The organism is Rhodococcus sp. SG20037, from assembly GCF_031763325.1.
In the GTDB taxonomy this organism is placed as follows: Bacteria; Actinomycetota; Actinomycetes; order Mycobacteriales; family Mycobacteriaceae; genus Rhodococcus_F; species Rhodococcus_F qingshengii.
In genome coordinates this window covers 3,584,090-3,602,324 of the sequence record NZ_CP134497.1, presented here as the reverse complement: position 1 = coordinate 3,602,324, position 18,235 = coordinate 3,584,090, and the positions used below count along the sequence as shown (strand labels likewise).

Genomic DNA, 18,235 nt, shown 5'->3' with positions numbered 1-18,235 from the left:
CCTCCGGTGCGCAACATCTCGATCAACGACGTCGATCACTCACCCCGCGGTGTTCTCGCACTCGGAACCGACTACCCACCCGGTCACGTGCTGGCCGCCCACGAACATCGACGAGCCCAGTTTCTCTTCGCTGTGAACGGTGCGATGAACGTCGAAACCGAAGACGGTGAGTGGACTGTTCTGCCGTCCAATGCGGTCATGATTCCCGCCGGTGTCGCTCATGCCGTGACAATGGACGGCGTCAGCACTCGAAGCCTCTACATCGAACCGTCCGCAGCGCCGTGGTTCCCGGTCAGGTGCCGAGTCGTCGCAGTATCGTCGCTCCTGCGTGAGTTACTTGTCGCTGCAGTCGACGTGGATGTCGAGCTGAATGTGGAGGACGACTTCCCCGCACACGGACGCAGCGCCGCGGTATTTCAGCTGATCCTGCACGAACTTCGCGATCTTGCGCCCCTACCTGTGGAACTCCCGCTGCCTCGGCACCCGGGATTGCGGGCGTTGTGCGCGCAGTATCTCGCAGCCCCGTCGATCCATGACTCGCCCACGCGGTGGGCTGACCGACTCCACGTCAGTGAACGGACACTGCACCGCTTGCTGATCTCGGAAACGGGGATGAGCGCGTCGTCGTGGATGCAGCGTGCCTGCATTCTTCACGCGCTTCCGAAACTTTCTGCCGGGGCCAGTGTGACGGCCGTTGCGTCTGAACTCGGATACTCGACGCCGGCTGCATTCGCGGCGATGTGCACCCGAGTCTCGGGTGCACCGCCCAGTAGCTATCGGGCGCGCGTCACGACACAGACACAGGGATGATGTCGGCGACGACGTCGTGGATGAGACCGTCATGGACTTCGAAGGTTTCACGAATCTCCACGGTCATGAGGCGAGTGCCGCCGATTCCCGCGTCCAGCAGGTAGGTGGTCGAGACGATGTCCCCGGCTTCCGACATCTCGAGGTCTCGGACGCCCTGGATAACGCGGTATTGAATACCGTTTTCGAGGTCGGCGGACATCTGTGGTCCGGAGAAACCCGTCTTGAGTCCGGCTTCGACGCGCGTCGCATCCGGGGCGAAATGGACATCGGAAACGTCATGGGAGACGAGGGCGTCGATGTAGGCACGCGCCTGCGCCTCGCGGGGTGAATCGGCCGGGTTGGGGGCTGCTGTCGCAGCGCCTCCGGCAACCAGGATCAGGGCAGCCGTGGCAGCGGCAGTTCCGGCGATATTTCGCAGTGTTCGCATGGGACATCCTAACGACGAGGAGTGGAGGAATTTCGGAAAACGGCCGTCATCGAGTAGCCGTACAGCTGCGGGGAGGATCGACGAGCGAGCAGAAAGCCGGGGCCATGACGGGCACGTAGTCGGCCCCGACGCCGTTCTCGTGAATGATCCGGCGGTAGGCGTCGACGCCGTCGGTCGGGATTCGGGCCGCAGTGGGATCGCCGAGAACATCGACCGTGTAGAGGCCGAATCGAGGTCGGTACGAACCCCATTCGTAGTTGTCGGTGATGGACCAGTAGTTGTAGCCGATCACGTCGGCACCGTCTTCTCGGGCGCGTTCCATCCAATAGATGTGATCGCGTAAGTGATTCGCGCGTGTGTATCCGTCGGCGCGCGGCGCTCCGTTGTCGGTGGGCATGCCGTTCTCGACGATGTAGAGGGGGAGTTCCGGATACTTGCCCGAGTACCGCATCAATGCGTCGTACAGGCCTTCGGGCTGCGGCGTGACGTTGTAGAACTCGTCGAGTGCGGCGTACGCGGCAGTCGGATTGTTCAGGGCCACACCGTAGTAGTAGTCGATGCCGAGAAAGTCGAGCTTGTCGCGCACTCGATCCGTGAATACCGAATCGATCGCCTCGGACACGCCGGGAATGAAGGAGAAATTACTGCTTACGCGGGCACCGGGATCGAGAACATGGATGCGGTCGTAGATCGCCCGGTGGACTCGGACCAATGAGTCGAACATCGACGGCGCCTGGGTGAGTGCGATTCCGCCGTAGGTCAATTCGCGCTGAACGTACACAGTCGGCTCGTTGATCGTGATCCAGAGCGCCCCGATTCCGGAGTACCGCTCGACTACCTTCTCTGCGTTGACCAGCCAATCGGCTTCCGTCTTCGGATTTGTCCAGCCGCCTTGATCGACAACCCATCCCGGATACACCCAGTGGTCGAGTGTGATCATCGGAGTCATGCCCCGCGCGCGGATGTGAGCTACCACGTCGTCGTAGTAGGCGAATTCGGTCTCGTTCCAGCTCCCGGCGGCGGGCTGAACTCGCGCCCACTCGACGCCGAATCGGAAAACCTTCGATCCCAGATCGGCCGCCCGGTCGATGTCCTCGGCGTAGCGATGACGGAAGTCGACCGAGTCACCGATCTTGTCGTGGGTTCGTCCGGAATCGGAGTATCGAGACCAGTTGCTGTCCGGCGACGAACCTTCCGATTGGAACCCGGAGGTGGCAACGCCCCAGAGGAAGTCATCCGGTACCTCAGCCGAGGCGTGAGCGGGAAGGGCCAGCACCCCGAACAGGCACGTCAGTGCCATCAGCGCAGGCGCAATAGACCGTGACAGGGCTCCCATGCCTGGGAGACTAAGTCATACAAGTGTCCAGTCGCAGGCGTTTCGTCCGATCCGCCCGCGGCTGGACCGTGTCACTCAGTGACCCAGCCGCTCAGAAATTCCGCTCAGAAAACCATGGTCATCGATCCCGGGTTCCACGTCCCGGAGCGCTGAACGGTCGTTTCGTCGACCTGGGCAGGTACTGCACTCGGATCGATCGGTGTGTACTTCTCGATCGAACCCCAGTCGCGAGCCCAGTCGTTGTCGAGATACGACGGAATGGTCTGCGCGGTCAGGAGCAGATCGATCCACCCCAACGGTCCACCACCGTAGTGGTCCTGCCAGGCACTGGTCACGAGCGCACCGGAATGGTCGGGAAGGATCCGATACTCGGGGACCTCGGCGATACCGACCCGATGATCGAAGGGGCGTTGGCATGGGAATGCCAGTCCGACAGCCCAATCCAGCATGACGGGCGCCTGTGAACCGACGACGTCGTTGAGCTTCTGGGTCTTCGGAACCCGCGGCGGGGTGACGGCCACCCATTGGTCGGGCTTGCTGTCGTAGTCGCTGACGACCAGTCGAATGCTGTTGGCTTCGACGGGAATCTGATCCAACGGCACACGCAGGTTCCGCCATGACGGCGCCGGGCCGATGTCGAGGGGCGCGATCTTTCCGAGTGTTTCGACAGCGTCTGTTTCGGCATCGTCGACGCCACGCGCTGTGCCGTACTCGACCTCGACGTTCTGGCCGTAGGTGACGATTCCGTCCTTGTCGACGGACCGAACACGACCAGCCGCGGCAATCGAGATGATGTCGCCACGCGTGGCGTTCTCGCCCACGTCGGGGAGTTGGTACCAGTCACTGGTCAGAGTGCCGGGGGAGGGCTGACCGTAACTACCCATGACGGGTGTTGTCGCCGGGTCGAGACCGAACGGCAACGCGACCGAACTGCCGTTGACTCCGGTCTGTCCGGCGCCACCGCCGGTTCCGGCCGAGTTGCCGGCGGTGTCCTCGGAGGTGTCGACGGTGTTCGCGCCGCCGGTAGCCGTGGCTTCCTTGTCTGCTCGAAGGTCGGAGGCGACGCCATTCGGATCGAATCCCGTAGCCCCACCGGCGGACAGTCCTGTGGCGACGCTGCCCGAGAGGGGCGTCAGCATCGAGGCGTTCGGATCGGTCTCGAGCAGAACGTCGTTGGCGAGACCGCAATGTTGGCCGAGAACGGCGTCGACGTTTGCACGGCCCACCGAATAGGCCGGGTACTGGGTGACCGCGCCCTTGGCCATGGACAGCACCTCGAAGAGGACCATGGCACCTGCGGCAACCGTCAGTGGCGAGATGGCAAGCAGTCGAGCGTGCTTCGCGGACGGTTCCTTCCCCGCGGTGTACGGCTCACGGAAGAAGTACCACGCGGCGACGCCGAGCATCAGCACCGTCAGCCCGAGGAGGACGGTGCTCGCGCCGAGTCCGCTGATGGACACAGGCTTGTCCCACCACGGAACGCTGTAGCTGGACACGTAGTAGTAGCTGTTGCTGCCGGTGAATGCCACCGCGAGGAGGAACAGGACGGCCGCCGCGAAGAGGGCCCGATTGCGCGGCGAGCGCAGGAGTTTCGTTCCTACGGCGACGGCCGTCATCATCGCCAGAACGGCGGTGAGTCCGGCAAAGATTCCGAAGTGGTGCGTCCACTTGGTCGGCGAGAACATCAGCAGTGGCAGTGCGCCGATCGTCAGCCCCACGACGCGGCGTGACGGGCCGGCGGCCAAACCGGGAATCCGGCCCCCCTTGCGCAGCATCATCGCGGTGCAGACGCCAAGGCACAGAACCATGACGAACACACCGAATCTGCGAGTCAGGGAACCGTCGACGGAGATGTTGAAGAGGTACTGATAGCGGAGGTACTCGTCGAACCAGGGCTGATTCGGTGAGATCGAGTGAACGCGTTGCATCTCGATGACGGCGGCCAGACTTTGATCGCCGAACGCGGGGATGAGAATCGAGAGTCCGGCAGCTAGCAGTGGCCCGACAGCCGCGACGTAACCGGTGGTGCGCGCACGTTCGATGATGATGCGCATGATCGGGCGTATTCCGGCGATGAGTGCGGCAAAGCAGATGAGGCCGGAAGGGCCGGCAGTCAAGGTGAATCCGGCGATCAGGATCGCGACTGCGACCGGCAGAAGTCGTCTCGTCGCGACGGCGCGTTCGATCGAGCACCAGGTCAGCAGTACGCCGAGGGCAACGATCGGTTCGGGGCGCAGTCCGTTGTTGAACGGAAGCCAGAAAGCGAGGAAGACAAGCGCGCCGGTCCAGAGGGCGAGTCGATTTCCGCGAATGGCGGCGCCCAGCCGAGGCGCAACCTCCCGGCTGATGACGAGCCAGGTGATGATGCCTGCCAACAGAGCAGGCAGACGGACCCAGGGGCTTGCGGTGCTGACGTGGGCCAGGAGTCCGAGGATGTTGTAATACGGCGTTCCGAACGGGGTTTCGGGGACCGCGAACCACCGGAAGTAGTTGGACATGTAGCCCGATTGCTCGGAGGCTCTTGCCATCGTGAACTGGTAGCCGTCGTCGGTGGTGGTAGCGCCGATGAAGTGCCACAGCACCAGAGTTCCGACGACGACCCCGTCGAGGACGGTGAACTTCCACCATCGGGCGGGCAGAAATTTGCGTGTGCCCCGGCCGTCGCGGTTGTCGAGGCGGTGCAGCGCGAAGAGGGACACGACAGCCGTGAGTGCCCCGAGAATCATGGCGAGAGTCTTGATCACCGACGGGCTCGACGTGAAGCGAGAGTCCGCCTCGATCGAGACGTTCAAACCGGCTGCCGCCGAATCGAGGTCGCTGAAGACGCCGACTACCTGTGGTCGGCTGTCGCCCTCGATGACGCGCGGTTCGGAACCGGTGGCGCTGAAGGTGGTTCGGGTCGGCTCGGCGGCGAGCGTGAGCGCGCATCCAGTCTGCAGATCAGCAACGGGTGTCGAGAGCAACACTTGATCACGCAGGACAACGTCGACCCGAGCGGGAGCGTCGGCGGATTCGGGGGAGACGGTGGCAACAAATCCGTAGCGGCGCGCATCGGGGGCACCCGGAGGTGCAGTCGAGACGAGTGTTCCGCCGGTGGCGGCCAACTCGCTGATCGACGCGCACGGAATCGATGCCTCCATGCGCAACGGTGTGTACGAGACCAATGGCGCCTCGACGCTTGTCGTCGACCCGGCCTGCGGCCAGTTGACGGCGGCGGTGTCCTGCTCGATCGGCAGGAACGGCACTGATCCGCACAAAACTATGCCGAGGATCGATGCGACAATCGCAACGATCCGTGCTCGGTTCGGTCCGCTGGATCGCTGAGGGGTCGGCAAGGCCGGAGGTGCGGTCGTGGCCACGTCACTGTCTGTCACGACTTTGGACCCTAGCTGTGCGTGACGTGTTTGTTATAAAAGCGCGAGTAATGGGATGGTCGTGTTCCCGGTGTCATTCCTCGGGGTGGGGTTGTCGGCGATCGAGGCGGGGGTGCTGTGCGCGAATTTCACGAGTCCATTCCCCTGAGCCCACTACTGCGGCGGTCGGCGGTCGCATTGTGCGTCGTCCTCGGAATTGTCCTGGTAATTGTCTGCGGGTTCGCGGCAATCGTGGATCGCGACTCGGCGGGCTACGTCGGCGCCGTGTTGTCCGCGGTCCTGTCCTTCGGGTTGGCCGCGTACATGTGGAAGGTGCGCGTGATCATCACCACAGACGTCGAACGAGTGTCGATCGCGCTGTCTCCGGGGCTGCGTCAGGTATTTCGGTGGGACGAAGTTGTGTCTGCCACTGCAGTACATATCGGGATGGGCTCCGGAATCGGTTATCGAATGACCGGCCCAGGTATGCGGGTAATTCTCGCATCTCCCGGCGACGGCGTCCGCTTTCGTCTGCATGACGGCCGTGAAATCTCGGTGGCAACACCTCGAAGGGACGAGCTGATCGAACTCGCCCGGCGGCGGGCGCCGGACCTGCAGTGAGCGTTGCAGGTGGACCGGTGAAAAACGGGGTGCGCCTATCCTGGATAATTGACATCAGTTCTGTGTTTCAGGCGCGCTGTTCAGGGCCTGTGATGCCGGACCGGTTTGCTGCCGCTTGCACAGGCACCCCGTTTGCGTACGAGAGGAACTCTCATGCTTGCCCGCACCGACCTGCGTGGTCGTACCCCATCCACGGCCGAACTTCGCGCCGCGCTTCCCCGAGGTGGAGTGGATGTGGACGCGGTACTGCATCAGGTTCGCCCGATGGTCGAAGCCGTCCGTGATCGCGGGGCAGAAGCCGCCCTCGAATTCGGCGAGAAGTTCGACGGCGTTCGTCCGGCTTCGGTTCGTGTACCCGCGGCCGAGCTCGAGCGCGCACTTCGTGAACTCGACCCCGCAGTCAAGGAAGCCCTCGAGGTTGCGATCGAGCGCACCCGCAAGGTGCACGCCGATCAGCGTCGCAAGGACACCGTCACCGAGGTCGTTCCGGGTGGCACGGTCACCGAGCGTTGGGTTCCGGTCGAGCGCGTCGGGCTGTACGTGCCCGGCGGCAATGCCGTGTACCCGTCCAGCGTTGTCATGAACGTCGTGCCGGCTCAGACGGCCGGCGTCGGATCACTTGTTGTCGCCTCGCCGCCCCAAGCCGACTTCGGCGGATTGCCGCACCCGACCATCCTTGCCGCAGCAGCCATGCTCGGCGTCGACGAGGTGTGGGCCGTCGGCGGCGGGCAGGGCGTCGCCCTCCTTACCTACGGCGGAACCGACACCGATGGAACCGAGCTTGTCCCGGTCGACCTCATCACCGGTCCCGGCAACATCTACGTCACTGCCGCCAAGCGTCTGTGCCGCGGACTGGTCGGCATCGACGCGGAAGCCGGTCCCACCGAGATCGCGATCCTCGCCGACCACACCGCTGACCCGGTCCACGTTGCCGCCGATCTCATCAGCCAGGCCGAGCACGACGTGATGGCCGCCAGCGTTCTTGTCACGACCAGCGTCGACTTGGCCGACGCGGTCGACAAGGCTCTGGCTGCGCAGCTCGAGATCACCAAGCATCGCGAGCGCGTCACCACGGCACTGACCGGTAGCCAGTCGGGCACGGTGCTCGTTTCTGATGTTTCCGCTGGTCTGCGTGTCGTCAATGCGTATGCGGCAGAGCACCTCGAGATCCAGACCGAGGATGCAACCGGGGTGGCAGCTCAGGTCACCAGCGCTGGTGCCGTGTTCGTCGGCCCGTGGGCGCCGGTCAGTCTCGGCGACTACTGCGCCGGCTCCAACCACGTTCTGCCGACGGCCGGGTGTGCACGCCACTCCTCCGGTCTGAGTGTGCAGACGTTCCTTCGTGGAATCCACGTGATCGACTACTCCGAGTCTGCACTGAAAGACGTTGCCGGACACGTCATCACGCTGGCCAATGCGGAGGATCTGCCGGCTCATGGCGAGGCTGTGCGTCTGCGATTCGAGGCTCTGCGATGAGTAGTGCTCCTGGAGAGTCGATTTCGGTCGACGCCCTGCCGATTCGCGAGAACCTGCGTGGAAAGTCGGCGTACGGCGCACCGCAGTTGACGGTTCCGGTTCAGCTCAACACGAACGAGAACCCGCATCCGCCGACCCAGGCGCTCATCGACGATGTGGCCGAATCCGTGCGCGAAGCCGCGAAGGAACTGCACCGCTACCCCGACCGTGACGCTGTGGCGTTGCGGACGGACCTGGCTGCGTACCTGGCGAAGCAGACAGGTGTACCGGTCACCGTCGACAATCTGTGGGCGGCAAACGGATCGAACGAGATTCTGCAGCAACTTCTTCAGGCGTTCGCAGGTCCGGGACGTAGCGCGATGGGTTTTGTGCCTTCGTACTCGATGCACCCGATCATCGCCGACGGTACCGATACCGAGTGGGTCGAGGTCTTCCGTCGGGACGACTTCGCACTCGACGTGGATGCTGCCGTCACCGTGATTGCGGAACGCCGACCCGACGTCGTGTTCGTGACCAGCCCCAACAACCCGACCGGACACAGCGTCGGCATTGCGGAACTGCAACGCATCCTCGACGTGGCGCCGGGCATCGTGATCGTCGACGAGGCGTACGCGGAGTTCTCCGCTGCCCCCAGCGCGATGACGCTGATCGACGAGTTCCCGGCCAAGCTGGTTGTGACCCGCACCATGAGCAAGGCTTTCGCGTTTGCCGGTGGCCGACTCGGCTACCTCGCCGCCGCTCCCGCGTTCATCGACGCACTGTTGTTGGTGCGCTTGCCGTATCACCTCTCGGTGGTCACGCAAGCGGCGGCACGTGCCGCCCTGCGTCACGCCGACGAGACCCTCGGCAGTGTGCACGCCTTGTCCGCCGAGCGCGATCGAGTGTCGAAGGCGCTGACGGACACCGGTTTCCGAGTGATTCCCAGTGACGCGAACTTCATCTTGTTCGGTCAGTTCACCGACAGTGCACAGGCGTGGAAGGAATACCTCGACCGCGGGGTTCTCATCCGCGACATCGGCATCCCCGGATATCTGCGGGCCACCGTGGGACTCGAAGCCGAGAACGACGCGTTCATCAAGGCCAGTGACGAAATCGCAGGCACCCAGCTGGTCGACACGAACTCAGGAGAGACGGCATGAGCGATCGCATCGCGCGGATCGAACGAACAACTCGGGAATCAAGCATCGTCGTCGAACTGAATCTGGACGGGACCGGCATCGTCGACATCTCCACCGGCGTTCCGTTCTTCGACCACATGCTCAACGCGTTGGGTACTCACGCCAGCTTCGATCTCGACGTCAAGGCGAAGGGCGACGTCGAGATCGACGCTCACCACACCGTCGAGGACACCGCGATCGTTTTCGGCCAGGCACTCGGCCAGGCTCTCGGCGACAAGAAGGGCATCCGTCGTTTCGGTGACGCCTTCATCCCGATGGACGAAACGCTGGCGCACGCGTCGGTCGACGTCTCCGGTCGCCCGTACTGCGTGCACACCGGTGAGCCCGACTACATGGTGCATTCCGTCATCGGCGGGTACCCGGGCGTTCCGTATCACGCGGTGATCAACCGCCACGTGTTCGAGTCGATCGCATTGAATGCACGTATCGCACTGCACGTTCGGGTTCTGTACGGCCGCGATCAGCACCACATCACCGAGGCGGAGTACAAGGCCGTTGCGCGAGCTCTGCGTGAGGCGGTCGAGCCGGATCCGCGCGTGAGCGGCGTGCCGTCGACGAAGGGCACACTGTGAGCGTCCTCTTCACCTACTTGCTGTTCATCGGCGCGGGTATTGCCGTGGGCGGCGCCTACTCGATGTTCAAGGTCAACAAGCTTGCGTCGGGAATCCTTCTGGCGTTGGCGGTTCTGGCGGCGGTAGCGGGCGCACTGCGTCTGTGACGCGAAAAGTGACTGTGTCTGAGACGCGAAAAGTGACTGTATCTGAGACGCAAGATCCTGCTCCATCGCCGGGGTTGCTTCGCACACCGGGCATGATCGGTGTCCTGATCATGGCGGCAGCAGCTTTCGGTGGCTGGTCGTTGCTGTTGCCGGTGGTGCCGTTGCTGGTTGCGCAGTCCGGCGGATCGGATGCGCTTGCCGGATCGGTGACCGGTGTCTTCATGGCGGCCACGGTCTTGACGCAACTGCTCGTGCCTCGGTTGTTGCGGACGCAGGGCTACCGGCGCGTGCTGGCGGTCGGGTGTCTGCTCCTCGGCCCACCGTCGTTGGTGCTGTTGATCTCGGCCGACGCCGGCCCTGTCCTGGCGGTTTCCGCGGTGCGTGGCATCGGTTTCGGCATGCTGACGGTGGCCGGCAGTGCACTGGTGGCGGAGTTGGCGCCCAAACGAATTCTGGGCCGTGCCACCGGTGCTCAGGGAATCGCGATCGCAGCGTCACAAATGGCGGGGCTTCCGCTGGGGCTTGCGATCATGGAACGGTGGTCGGCGACACCGGTGTTCGTCCTCGGTGCGCTGATCCCGGCGCTCGCGCTGGTGGCCATTGCCGGGTTGCCGAAGATCTTCGCCCAGCCGACCGGGGAATCCGTTCGACTGAGTGTGTTCGCCGTCTTGGTTCCGGTGCTCGCTCTGGCGTGTGTGTCCGCCTCGTTCGGCGGATTGTCGTCTCTACTGCCGATCGCAATCTCGGAGCGTGCGGCCGTTGCTGGAGTGGTGTTGGCGACCGCCAGTGGGTCGATGTTGGTCGGCCGGTACTCGGCGGGCCTGATCGCCGATCGTCTCGGCAGTGGTCGGACACTCGCGCCGGCATTGGCGTCGTCGACCATCGGATTGGTGCTGTTCGCGATCAACGTCGACGGCGGGTCGACGCCGGTCTTGTTCTGCGCGGCGGTCCTTTTCGGGCTGGGGTTCGGGGCGGTGCAGAACGAGTCCTTGGTCATGGCGTTTCAGGCTGCCGGCCCGAGGCAACTCGGATCCGCCAGCGCGATCTGGAACATCGGCTACGACGCCGGCACCGGAATCGGTGCACTGGCGTTGGGATTCGTGGCCACGACTGCCGGCTACGCATGGGTGTTCGCGGTCTCCGCGGTAGTTGTCGCGCTCCTCCCGGCACTGGCCGCGGGCGGCAAAGTGATCGGCAGCAGGGTTGCCCGATAGAGTTGGGGCATGAGCGCTTCCACGATTGCTGTACTCGATTACGGCTCCGGCAACCTGCATTCGGCCACTCGCGCACTGGCGCGCACCGGGGCGCAGGTGGAGGTGACCAACGACATGAAGGTTGCACTGGCGGCCGACGGTCTCGTGGTGCCCGGCGTCGGCGCGTTCGCGGCCTGCATGGAAGGTCTGCGTGCAGTGCAGGGTGACCGAATCATCGGCAGACGCCTGGCCGGTGGCCGACCGGTGCTGGGCATCTGCGTCGGCATGCAGATTCTGTTCGACCGGGGAGTCGAATTCGGTGTCGAGGCGGAGGGCTGTGGCGAATGGCCCGGCACCGTCGAGAGGCTGCAAGCAGAGGTTTTGCCGCACATGGGCTGGAACACCGTGGAGGCGCCGGAGTCCAGCACCCTGTTCAAGGGCATAGACGCCGATACCCGCTTCTACTTCGTCCACTCCTACGGTGTGCAGAGTTGGGAGCTCGCGCCGTCCGAGCACATTGCACCCCCGAAGCTGACATGGGCCGATCACGGCGGAAAGTTCCTCGCTGCCGTCGAGAACGGTGCGTTGTCGGCAACGCAGTTCCACCCCGAGAAATCCGGTGACGCAGGCGCCGAGTTGCTGAGCAACTGGGTGCAGAGTTTGTGACCGGGGGATCCGGACCGAACCGCGGTGACGATTTCTCCCTCGCCCGTCTGGCGTTGTTCTCGCTCGGCGCCGCTGTGGCTGCGCTGGCGGTCGCAACCGTCGTCATCGTTGTTCTCAAACCATCGCCGGGCGTCGGCCTCGTGATCGGTCTCGTGGGGGTCGTCGCTGCGATTGCGGCAATGGGCGTCGTATCCAAGCGGATGACCCGAAAAGCGTTCGGTGACCCGGAAGACGGTTCGAGGTCCTGACCTACTAGGGTTACCGCACGTGAGCCTGGTCCTTTTGCCTGCTGTAGATGTCGTCAACGGTGAAGCTGTTCGCCTCGTGCAAGGAGAGGCGGGAAGTGAGACCGGTTACGGGTCGCCCCGCGACGCTGCTCTTGCGTGGCAGAACGACGGTGCCGAATGGGTGCATCTTGTCGACCTCGACGCTGCTTTCGGGCGTGGGTCCAACAGTGAACTGTTGGCCGGCGTCATCGGCGACCTGACGGTCAAGGTGGAACTGTCCGGTGGAATCCGCGACGACGCTTCCCTGGAAGCCGCACTGGCCACCGGCTGTGCTCGCGTGAATCTCGGTACTGCCGCTATCGAGGATCCCGAGTGGTGCGCGCGTGCATTGGCCAAGTACGGCGACAAGATCGCTGTCGGCCTCGATGTTCGTCTCGTCGACGGTCAGTACCGCACCCGTGGTCGCGGCTGGGTCACCGACGGCGGCGATCTGTGGGAGACCCTCGCGCGTCTGGACCGTGACGGCTGCACTCGTTACGTCGTCACCGACGTCTCCAAGGACGGCACCCTGACCGGTCCCAATCTCGAACTTCTCAGCCAGGTCTGCGCGGTCACCGACGCGCACGTCGTCGCCTCCGGTGGTGTGTCGACCATCGAGGATCTACTCGCCATTTCCAGCCTGGTTGATCAGGGTGTCGAGGGCGCGATCGTGGGCAAGGCATTGTATGCCGGTCGCTTCACTCTCCCCGAAGCACTGGCAGCAGTTTCCGGATAGATTTTCCAGATGACTCCGACGCGTGACCTCGACGAACTTCTCGCGATTGCGGGTCGGCTTCTCGACGGCGTCCACGATCAGTTCGTCTCCGGTGTCGGCGCCCCGAGTGCGGTCCGCAAGGGCTGGGGTGATTTTGCCACCGAGGTCGATCTTGCGCTCGAGAAGCGGTTGACCGCGGAGTTGTTCGAGCAGACCGGCATCGAGGTGCACGGCGAGGAATTCGGCGGTCCCGACGTCGGTTCCGGGCTCGTCTGGGTTCTCGACCCCGTTGACGGTACTTTCAACTACTCGGCCGGATTGCCCACTGCCGGAACGTTGTTGGCGCTTCTCGACGACGGTGTCCCGGTGCTCGGATTGACCTGGCTTCCATTGATCGGTCACACGTACGCGACTCGCGCCGGCGGTCCGTTGTTGGTCAATGGAATCGCCGTACCGCCGCTGGAGCCAACCGATCTGGCGTCGTCGATCGTCGGCTTGGGTGCGCTCAACGTCAACAGTCGAGGGCGGATCCCCGGCAGTTTCCGTCTCGACCTCCTCGCCGAGATCAGCAAGGTGTCCTCGCGGATCCGGATACACGGTTCAACCGGAGTCGATCTGGCCTTCACCGCGGCCGGCATCCTGGGCGGTGCGATCGTCTACGGCCGCAACGCGTGGGACAACGCGGCCGGGGTCGCGCTCGTTCGCGGTGCGGGCGGGGTGGTCACCGACCTGGCCGGCCGCCCGTGGACCGTAGAATCGGAGTCGGTGCTCGCTGCCGCTCCGGGCATCCACGGTGAGATTCTCGATATCCTCAACGCGCTCGGTGATCCGCGCGCTTCGTCCTCAGGAGGACCACAGTCATGACCCTCGCAGTTCGTGTGATTCCGTGCCTCGACGTCGACGCCGGGCGAGTGGTCAAGGGTGTCAATTTCGAGAATCTTCGCGACGCCGGAGATCCGGTGGAACTCGCGGCAGCGTACGACGCTCAGGGCGCCGACGAACTGACCTTCCTGGACGTGACCGCCTCCACGTCGGATCGCGGCACGATGCTCGACGTCGTAAGTCGCACTGCCGAGCAGGTTTTCATTCCTCTGACCGTCGGCGGTGGAGTGCGCACGGTCGCGGATGTCGATCGTCTGCTGCGTGCCGGTGCCGACAAGGTCAGCGTGAACACCGCGGCGATTGCGCGCCCGGAACTGCTGAAGGAACTGAGTGAGCGTTTCGGCTCGCAGTGCATCGTCCTCTCGGTCGATGCCCGCACCGTTCCCCAGGGGCAGCCGGACACACCGTCGGGGTGGGAGGTCACGACGCACGGGGGCAAGCGCGGCACCGGGATCGACGCTGTCGAGTGGGCCGAGCGTGGTGCAGAGTTGGGAGTGGGGGAGATCCTGCTCAACTCGATGGATGCCGACGGCACCAAAGCGGGCTTCGACCTTCTGATGATCCGCGCTGTCCGGGCGGCAGTCCACGTACCGGTGATCGCCAGTGGCGGTGCCGGCCTGGTCGAGCACTTTGCCCCTGCAGTCGAAGCGGGCGCAGACGCAGTTCTCGCAGCAAGTGTCTTCCACTTCGGCGATCTGAGCATCCCGGAGGTCAAGGATGCGATGCGTGCCGAGGGAATCGTCGTTCGCTAGGCGTTCTCGGCGCGGATTCCGTCGAACATGAGGCGGCTGATGGCTTGGTTCAACGCCGTGCAGTCGACGGACGAACCGGCTCGCAATCCTTGAATCGCACTTGCCAGCATCATGCCGTTGACGGCGTGGGCAGTGTTGTCGACATCGAGGTCGGCGCGTAGATAGCCGCATTCGACTCCGTGGTGCAGGTACGCCGCGGTCAACGATGCCGACTGGTCGAGTAGATCGAGCATCCGGCCCGTCAGATCGGCGTCGACGCCCGTCGTCTCGAACAGCAGAACCCGCGGGATGCGGGGGTCGTCGAAGAAGATGCGGGGGAGCGCCTCGGCGATCCGTCCCACTTGGGCGCGGTACTCGTCCAGTGTGCTGGCGGCGTCGGGAGCATTCTCGGTGGCCAGTGCGCTGATGATCTTTGCGACGAGGTCGTCGATGACGTGATCGATGATGTCGCGCTTGTTCTCGAAGTACCGGTAGAAGGTCCCATGGCCGATTCCGAGAGTTGTTGCGATGTCGGCAATTCCGGTTGCGTGATAGCCGCGCTGGGCGAAGCACTCGAATGATGCGTCGATGATCTCGCGGCGCAATTCCGCCTTTTTTCGTTCCGCTCTGGTCATGGCCTTCGTCACATCAGGAATGATACCGTTCTCAATAACGGAATGACGTGTCAGTTTCTGATGTGCAGTTTTTCTGATGTGCAGTTCACGAGAGGGATTCTCCGATGGCAGTGCAGTACGACGCAGTAGTAGTGGGGGCGGGCTTCGGCGGAATGGGTGCGGCCATTCAACTCAAGCGGCTGGGCCTGAACAACCTGGCGATCCTCGAGCGCGAGGACGATCTGGGTGGAACCTGGCACGTCAACCGCTATCCCGGTCTGGCTGTCGACATCGCGTCGGTCACCTACTCGTATTCGTTCGAGCCCAATCCGAACTGGTCCAGGCTTTTCGCACCGGGCGCGGAACTGAAGAAGTACGCCGATCACGTCGCGGACAAGTACGATCTGCGGAAGCACATGACGTTCGGTGCCGTGGTCAACGGAGCCCGCTGGGACGAGGATTGCTCGCACTGGGTCGTATCCGTCGAAGGCGCGCCGGACATCACTGCCAAGTACCTCCTGACTGCGACGGGTTTCCTCTCGCAACCGCATCGGCCCGACATCTCCGGTATCGACGACTTCGCCGGCAAGATCATCCACACCACGGCCTGGGACGATTCCTACGATCTGTCCGGCACCAAGACCGCAATCATCGGAACCGGCGCCACCGCTGTGCAGTTGATCCCCGAGGTGGCGCGTCAGGCCGCAGAGTTGACCGTCTACCAACGCACCCCGATCTGGGTGGTTCCCAAGATCGACGTCCCCATTCCGAATGCAGTGCAGAAGCTGTTCTCGCGTATTCCGCTCACCCAGCGAATCGCGCGCGCTGTCAGTTCGTCGATCCTAGAAATGATCATGGTCAGCGCGGTCCTGCACTACAAGCAGGTCAAACTGTTGAACAAGGGTGCGGCGGCCGCATCACGTGCGTTTCTGCGGTCCCAGGTCAGCGACGCCAGCCTTCGCAAACAACTCACACCGGACTACGACTTCGGGTGCAAGCGTCCCACATTTTCCAACAGCTACTTCCGTACGTTCACCAAGGACAACGTGCATCTCGAAACGACGCCGATCGACCACATCGCTGCCGACGGAATCGTCACCGCCGACGGTCGCAAGACCGAGATCGACACCTTGGTGCTGGCAACGGGATTCAACCTCTGGGATGTGAACTTTCCAGCCATCGAGGTTATCGGTCGCGAGGGACGAAACCTCGGTAAGTGGTGGCGCGACAACCGTTTCCAGGCCTACGAAGGGGTCGCGGTTCCGTATTTCCCCAACTTCCTCACGCTCGCCAGTCCGTACTCGTACAGCGGGTTGTCCTACTTCACGACGATCGAATCCCAGATGCAGCACATGGATCGACTGTTCGGCGAGGTGAAACGGCGCGGCGCGGAAACATTCGAGGTCACCGAAACTGCCAACGCCGAGTTCCTCGACCGGATGACCGAGAACCTGGCGGACTCCGTCTTCTACGGCGGTAGTTGCCAGACTGCACGAAGCTATTACTTCAATCAGCACGGCGAGGCTGCGATTCTGCGGCCCACGTCTACACGGAATGCGTTCGTCGAAGCGAAACGCTTTCCGCTCGAGGACTATTCGATCATCTAGGCGGGCTTGTCCCGCGTTCGGCTATCTTGCCGAGCTGACTCCGGTCGGAACCGATATCACGGGATAACGGTTCTGCCGGTTCAGTCGGGAAGTGACCGAGATGTGCATCAGTCGGCTCACCGCGGAGGCAGCGCCTTTTCGCGGAGATCCGATCACGATGGTAAATGCGTCGTATTTGTCCGCGGTTGCGAGAATGACACCGGCCGGGTCTCCATAGGTGCAGTCGTACGTCCAGGTGTCGGCGTGCGAGGCAAGTGCCGAGGTTGTCTGCTCGCGTTGCGACACCATCTCGTCGTGCAGACGCGTTTCGAATTCTGGTGAGTCGGTTTCGACAGGTAGGTCCTCTGACGTGATGCAGTGAACGACGTGGAGGGCTGAATCCCCTTGGCGGCAAGCGTCAGTGCGTAGCTGAGTACATTCTTGCTGGTAGCACCTGGGCCGATGCCGAGAACGACGTGGCGGGTTCGGACGCGATCGGTACTCGGGTTCGCGAGATGGCAGATGTACTCCGGGTGCGGACCGTCATGATGCTGATGGTTCATGTCGGATCTTCTTCCAGAGCGAGAAGCGAAGGAACTTCCATTCTAGGGCGGCCGTGCAGGGGAATTCCACGGAAGTCACAGGTGGAAGGTATAAACGTCATATGAGTCTTGATCCCGCAATCGCGGCGAAGCTGAAGCGAAACGACGCCGGACTGTTCAGCGCGGTTGCGCAGGAGAAGTCGACCGGTGATGTGCTGATGGTCGCGTGGATGGACGACGAAGCGCTCGCGCGAACACTGGAAACCCGTAAGGGGACGTACTATTCGCGCTCGCGGCAGCAGTACTGGGTCAAGGGTGAGACGTCGGGGCACACCCAGTACGTGCACGAGGTGCGCCTCGACTGTGACGGCGATTCCGTCTTGCTGATCGTCGATCAGGAGGGCGCCGCGTGCCACACCGGCACTCACACGTGTTTCGACACCGACGTCCTGCTCGCTGCTGAGCAGTGACGCGAGATGGCCACTGACAAGACTCCACAACCGCTCGATTACTCGTTCACCGCTCCCATCGAGAAAGACGGTGCGTTCGCAACATTCTTGACCGTGCCCGGCTCGGCGGAACTTCTGGGAACCAGACGCGCTGTGAAGGTGCTCGGAACCCTCGATGGTGAGCATCCCTTCGAGGCGACGCTGATGCCCTCCGGCGACGGACCGCACTGGCTTCCGCTGCGCGTGGCGCTGTGCAAGGCGATCGGCAAGAGCGCCGCTGGAGAAGAGGTAGCGGTACATCTACAGCAGCGCCTGAGCTGAAGTTTTCCCGAACCAAGGAGCGCCGTCGTGCAATTCTGTTCGACTTCGCACACGCCGCGGACGTGGCGCCGGATCGGTGGGCCGAGTACGGTCCAGGTGCCGTCGGTGTCGGGTGGGACATGGGACTGCTCGGGTTGGCTCGACACGTGGAACTGGGGATCGCGACGCCACTCGAGACACCCGAGTGGTCGGCGAGCGACGAGGCCAAGGCATTCATCGCGGGAAGCAGTGAACTGTGGGCCGAAGCTGCGATCGCATCGGGCGACGACCCGGATGCGGCTGCAGCCGCCGCTGCTCGCACGACCGCTGCATACACCGGGTAGATCACCTCTACGAGGACTAACATCGGAT

Annotated in this window: 21 protein-coding genes; 16 read left to right on the top strand and 5 right to left on the bottom strand. The window is 63.4% G+C overall.

The features are described 5' to 3' along the window. The first annotated feature begins 6 nt into the window (after positions 1 to 6). Positions 7 to 810 (top strand): helix-turn-helix domain-containing protein, encoded by an 804-nt coding sequence (locus RHP72_RS16485; protein ID WP_064075678.1) that lies wholly within the window; start codon positions 7 to 9, stop codon positions 808 to 810. Here RHP72_RS16485 and RHP72_RS16480 read toward each other — a convergent pair. From RHP72_RS16480 to RHP72_RS16470, 3 genes are all read right to left on the bottom strand, one after another. Further along, entirely contained in the window at positions 788 to 1,237 is a 450-nt protein-coding gene (locus tag RHP72_RS16480) for a hypothetical protein (protein ID WP_125051204.1), read from the bottom strand. The genes RHP72_RS16485 and RHP72_RS16480 overlap by 23 nt on opposite strands. 46 nt (positions 1,238 to 1,283) lie before the next feature. Next, positions 1,284 to 2,537 (bottom strand): glycoside hydrolase family 1 protein, encoded by a 1,254-nt coding sequence (locus RHP72_RS16475; protein WP_082920640.1) that lies wholly within the window; start codon positions 2,535 to 2,537, stop codon positions 1,284 to 1,286. Positions 2,538 to 2,677: 140 nt separating this feature from the next. After that, positions 2,678 to 5,947, bottom strand: a complete 3,270-nt coding sequence (locus RHP72_RS16470; protein ID WP_397517590.1) for an arabinosyltransferase domain-containing protein — start codon at positions 5,945 to 5,947, stop codon at positions 2,678 to 2,680. A 117-nt stretch (positions 5,948 to 6,064) separates the two neighbouring features. On the opposite strand from RHP72_RS16470, the gene RHP72_RS16465 reads away from it, so the two are divergent. The 11 genes from RHP72_RS16465 to hisF all read left to right on the top strand — a co-directional run bounded on the left by RHP72_RS16465 (position 6,065) and on the right by hisF (position 14,393). Continuing rightward, entirely contained in the window at positions 6,065 to 6,547 is a 483-nt protein-coding gene (locus tag RHP72_RS16465) for a hypothetical protein (protein WP_231917356.1), read from the top strand. A gap of 153 nt (positions 6,548 to 6,700) precedes the next feature. After that, positions 6,701 to 8,023 carry a histidinol dehydrogenase gene (gene hisD, locus RHP72_RS16460; RefSeq protein WP_007732254.1) on the top strand — a complete coding sequence of 441 codons (1,323 nt, stop codon included), beginning with the start codon at positions 6,701 to 6,703 and terminating at the stop codon, positions 8,021 to 8,023. Continuing rightward, positions 8,020 to 9,162, top strand: a complete 1,143-nt coding sequence (locus RHP72_RS16455) for a histidinol-phosphate transaminase (protein ID WP_311093604.1) — start codon at positions 8,020 to 8,022, stop codon at positions 9,160 to 9,162. Before hisD ends, RHP72_RS16455 begins: the two co-directional genes overlap by 4 nt. Further along, entirely contained in the window at positions 9,159 to 9,773 is a 615-nt protein-coding gene (gene hisB / locus RHP72_RS16450; RefSeq protein ID WP_209447507.1) for an imidazoleglycerol-phosphate dehydratase HisB, read from the top strand. The genes RHP72_RS16455 and hisB overlap by 4 nt, the downstream gene beginning before the upstream one ends. Then, the gene (locus RHP72_RS16445; RefSeq protein ID WP_007732248.1) at positions 9,770 to 9,919 is read left to right on the top strand and encodes a hypothetical protein; all 150 of its coding nucleotides are present in this window, start codon (positions 9,770 to 9,772) and stop codon (positions 9,917 to 9,919) included. The genes hisB and RHP72_RS16445 overlap by 4 nt, the downstream gene beginning before the upstream one ends. Positions 9,920 to 10,011: 92 nt before the next feature. Continuing rightward, positions 10,012 to 11,133, top strand: coding sequence for an MFS transporter (locus tag RHP72_RS16440; protein ID WP_042923080.1), 1,122 nt, complete (start codon positions 10,012 to 10,014; stop codon positions 11,131 to 11,133). Positions 11,134 to 11,142: 9 nt separating this feature from the next. Then, positions 11,143 to 11,778, top strand: a complete 636-nt coding sequence (gene hisH / locus RHP72_RS16435) for an imidazole glycerol phosphate synthase subunit HisH (RefSeq protein ID WP_003942389.1) — start codon at positions 11,143 to 11,145, stop codon at positions 11,776 to 11,778. Then, positions 11,775 to 12,026 carry a hypothetical protein gene (locus RHP72_RS16430; RefSeq protein ID WP_042449550.1) on the top strand — a complete coding sequence of 84 codons (252 nt, stop codon included), beginning with the start codon at positions 11,775 to 11,777 and terminating at the stop codon, positions 12,024 to 12,026. The genes hisH and RHP72_RS16430 overlap by 4 nt, the downstream gene beginning before the upstream one ends. Positions 12,027 to 12,045: 19 nt before the next feature. After that, on the top strand, positions 12,046 to 12,780 hold the full coding sequence (gene priA / locus RHP72_RS16425) for a bifunctional 1-(5-phosphoribosyl)-5-((5-phosphoribosylamino)methylideneamino)imidazole-4-carboxamide isomerase/phosphoribosylanthranilate isomerase PriA (protein ID WP_003942371.1): 735 nt from the start codon (positions 12,046 to 12,048) through the stop codon (positions 12,778 to 12,780). A 9-nt stretch (positions 12,781 to 12,789) separates the two neighbouring features. Beyond that, entirely contained in the window at positions 12,790 to 13,623 is an 834-nt protein-coding gene (locus RHP72_RS16420) for an inositol monophosphatase family protein (protein ID WP_003942414.1), read from the top strand. Then, positions 13,620 to 14,393, top strand: coding sequence for an imidazole glycerol phosphate synthase subunit HisF (hisF, locus tag RHP72_RS16415; RefSeq protein WP_003942380.1), 774 nt, complete (start codon positions 13,620 to 13,622; stop codon positions 14,391 to 14,393). The genes RHP72_RS16420 and hisF overlap by 4 nt, the downstream gene beginning before the upstream one ends. On the opposite strand, the gene RHP72_RS16410 is transcribed toward hisF, so the two are convergent. Further along, entirely contained in the window at positions 14,390 to 15,007 is a 618-nt protein-coding gene (locus RHP72_RS16410; RefSeq protein WP_030537064.1) for a TetR/AcrR family transcriptional regulator, read from the bottom strand. The genes hisF and RHP72_RS16410 overlap by 4 nt on opposite strands. A gap of 104 nt (positions 15,008 to 15,111) precedes the next feature. Between RHP72_RS16410 and RHP72_RS16405 the strand changes: the two genes are divergently transcribed. Continuing rightward, entirely contained in the window at positions 15,112 to 16,593 is a 1,482-nt protein-coding gene (locus tag RHP72_RS16405) for an NAD(P)/FAD-dependent oxidoreductase (RefSeq protein ID WP_166502356.1), read from the top strand. A 21-nt stretch (positions 16,594 to 16,614) separates the two neighbouring features. On the opposite strand, the gene RHP72_RS16400 is transcribed toward RHP72_RS16405, so the two are convergent. After that, positions 16,615 to 16,947, bottom strand: coding sequence for a universal stress protein (locus RHP72_RS16400; protein ID WP_311094871.1), 333 nt, complete (start codon positions 16,945 to 16,947; stop codon positions 16,615 to 16,617). Positions 16,948 to 17,236: 289 nt separating this feature from the next. On the opposite strand from RHP72_RS16400, the gene hisI reads away from it, so the two are divergent. The 3 genes from hisI (at position 17,237) to RHP72_RS16385 (ending at position 18,207) form a co-directional block, all read left to right on the top strand. Then, positions 17,237 to 17,584, top strand: a complete 348-nt coding sequence (hisI, locus tag RHP72_RS16395) for a phosphoribosyl-AMP cyclohydrolase (protein ID WP_003942390.1) — start codon at positions 17,237 to 17,239, stop codon at positions 17,582 to 17,584. Between the two features lie 6 nt (positions 17,585 to 17,590). Then, positions 17,591 to 17,884 (top strand): DUF1905 domain-containing protein, encoded by a 294-nt coding sequence (locus RHP72_RS16390; protein WP_042449548.1) that lies wholly within the window; start codon positions 17,591 to 17,593, stop codon positions 17,882 to 17,884. Positions 17,885 to 17,946: 62 nt separating this feature from the next. After that, positions 17,947 to 18,207 (top strand): hypothetical protein, encoded by a 261-nt coding sequence (locus RHP72_RS16385; RefSeq protein WP_228232681.1) that lies wholly within the window; start codon positions 17,947 to 17,949, stop codon positions 18,205 to 18,207. Positions 18,208 to 18,235 lie beyond the last annotated feature (28 nt).

What these genes read in the sequence shown, in the direction of transcription:
- RHP72_RS16410 (WP_030537064.1), bottom strand. Translation starts at nt 15,007, where the DNA reads ATGACCAGAGCGGAACGAAAAAAGGCGGAATTGCGCCGCGAGATCATC.
- RHP72_RS16475 (WP_082920640.1), bottom strand. Translation starts at nt 2,537, where the DNA reads ATGGCACTGACGTGCCTGTTCGGGGTGCTGGCCCTTCCCGCTCACGCC.
- RHP72_RS16440 (WP_042923080.1), top strand. Translation starts at nt 10,012, where the DNA reads ATGATCGGTGTCCTGATCATGGCGGCAGCAGCTTTCGGTGGCTGGTCG.
- hisH (WP_003942389.1), top strand. Translation starts at nt 11,143, where the DNA reads ATGAGCGCTTCCACGATTGCTGTACTCGATTACGGCTCCGGCAACCTG.
- RHP72_RS16405 (WP_166502356.1), top strand. Translation starts at nt 15,112, where the DNA reads ATGGCAGTGCAGTACGACGCAGTAGTAGTGGGGGCGGGCTTCGGCGGA.
- hisI (WP_003942390.1), top strand. Translation starts at nt 17,237, where the DNA reads ATGAGTCTTGATCCCGCAATCGCGGCGAAGCTGAAGCGAAACGACGCC.
- RHP72_RS16480 (WP_125051204.1), bottom strand. Translation starts at nt 1,237, where the DNA reads ATGCGAACACTGCGAAATATCGCCGGAACTGCCGCTGCCACGGCTGCC.
- RHP72_RS16455 (WP_311093604.1), top strand. Translation starts at nt 8,020, where the DNA reads ATGAGTAGTGCTCCTGGAGAGTCGATTTCGGTCGACGCCCTGCCGATT.
- RHP72_RS16420 (WP_003942414.1), top strand. Translation starts at nt 12,790, where the DNA reads ATGACTCCGACGCGTGACCTCGACGAACTTCTCGCGATTGCGGGTCGG.
- RHP72_RS16390 (WP_042449548.1), top strand. Translation starts at nt 17,591, where the DNA reads ATGGCCACTGACAAGACTCCACAACCGCTCGATTACTCGTTCACCGCT.
- hisD (WP_007732254.1), top strand. Translation starts at nt 6,701, where the DNA reads ATGCTTGCCCGCACCGACCTGCGTGGTCGTACCCCATCCACGGCCGAA.
- hisF (WP_003942380.1), top strand. Translation starts at nt 13,620, where the DNA reads ATGACCCTCGCAGTTCGTGTGATTCCGTGCCTCGACGTCGACGCCGGG.
- hisB (WP_209447507.1), top strand. Translation starts at nt 9,159, where the DNA reads ATGAGCGATCGCATCGCGCGGATCGAACGAACAACTCGGGAATCAAGC.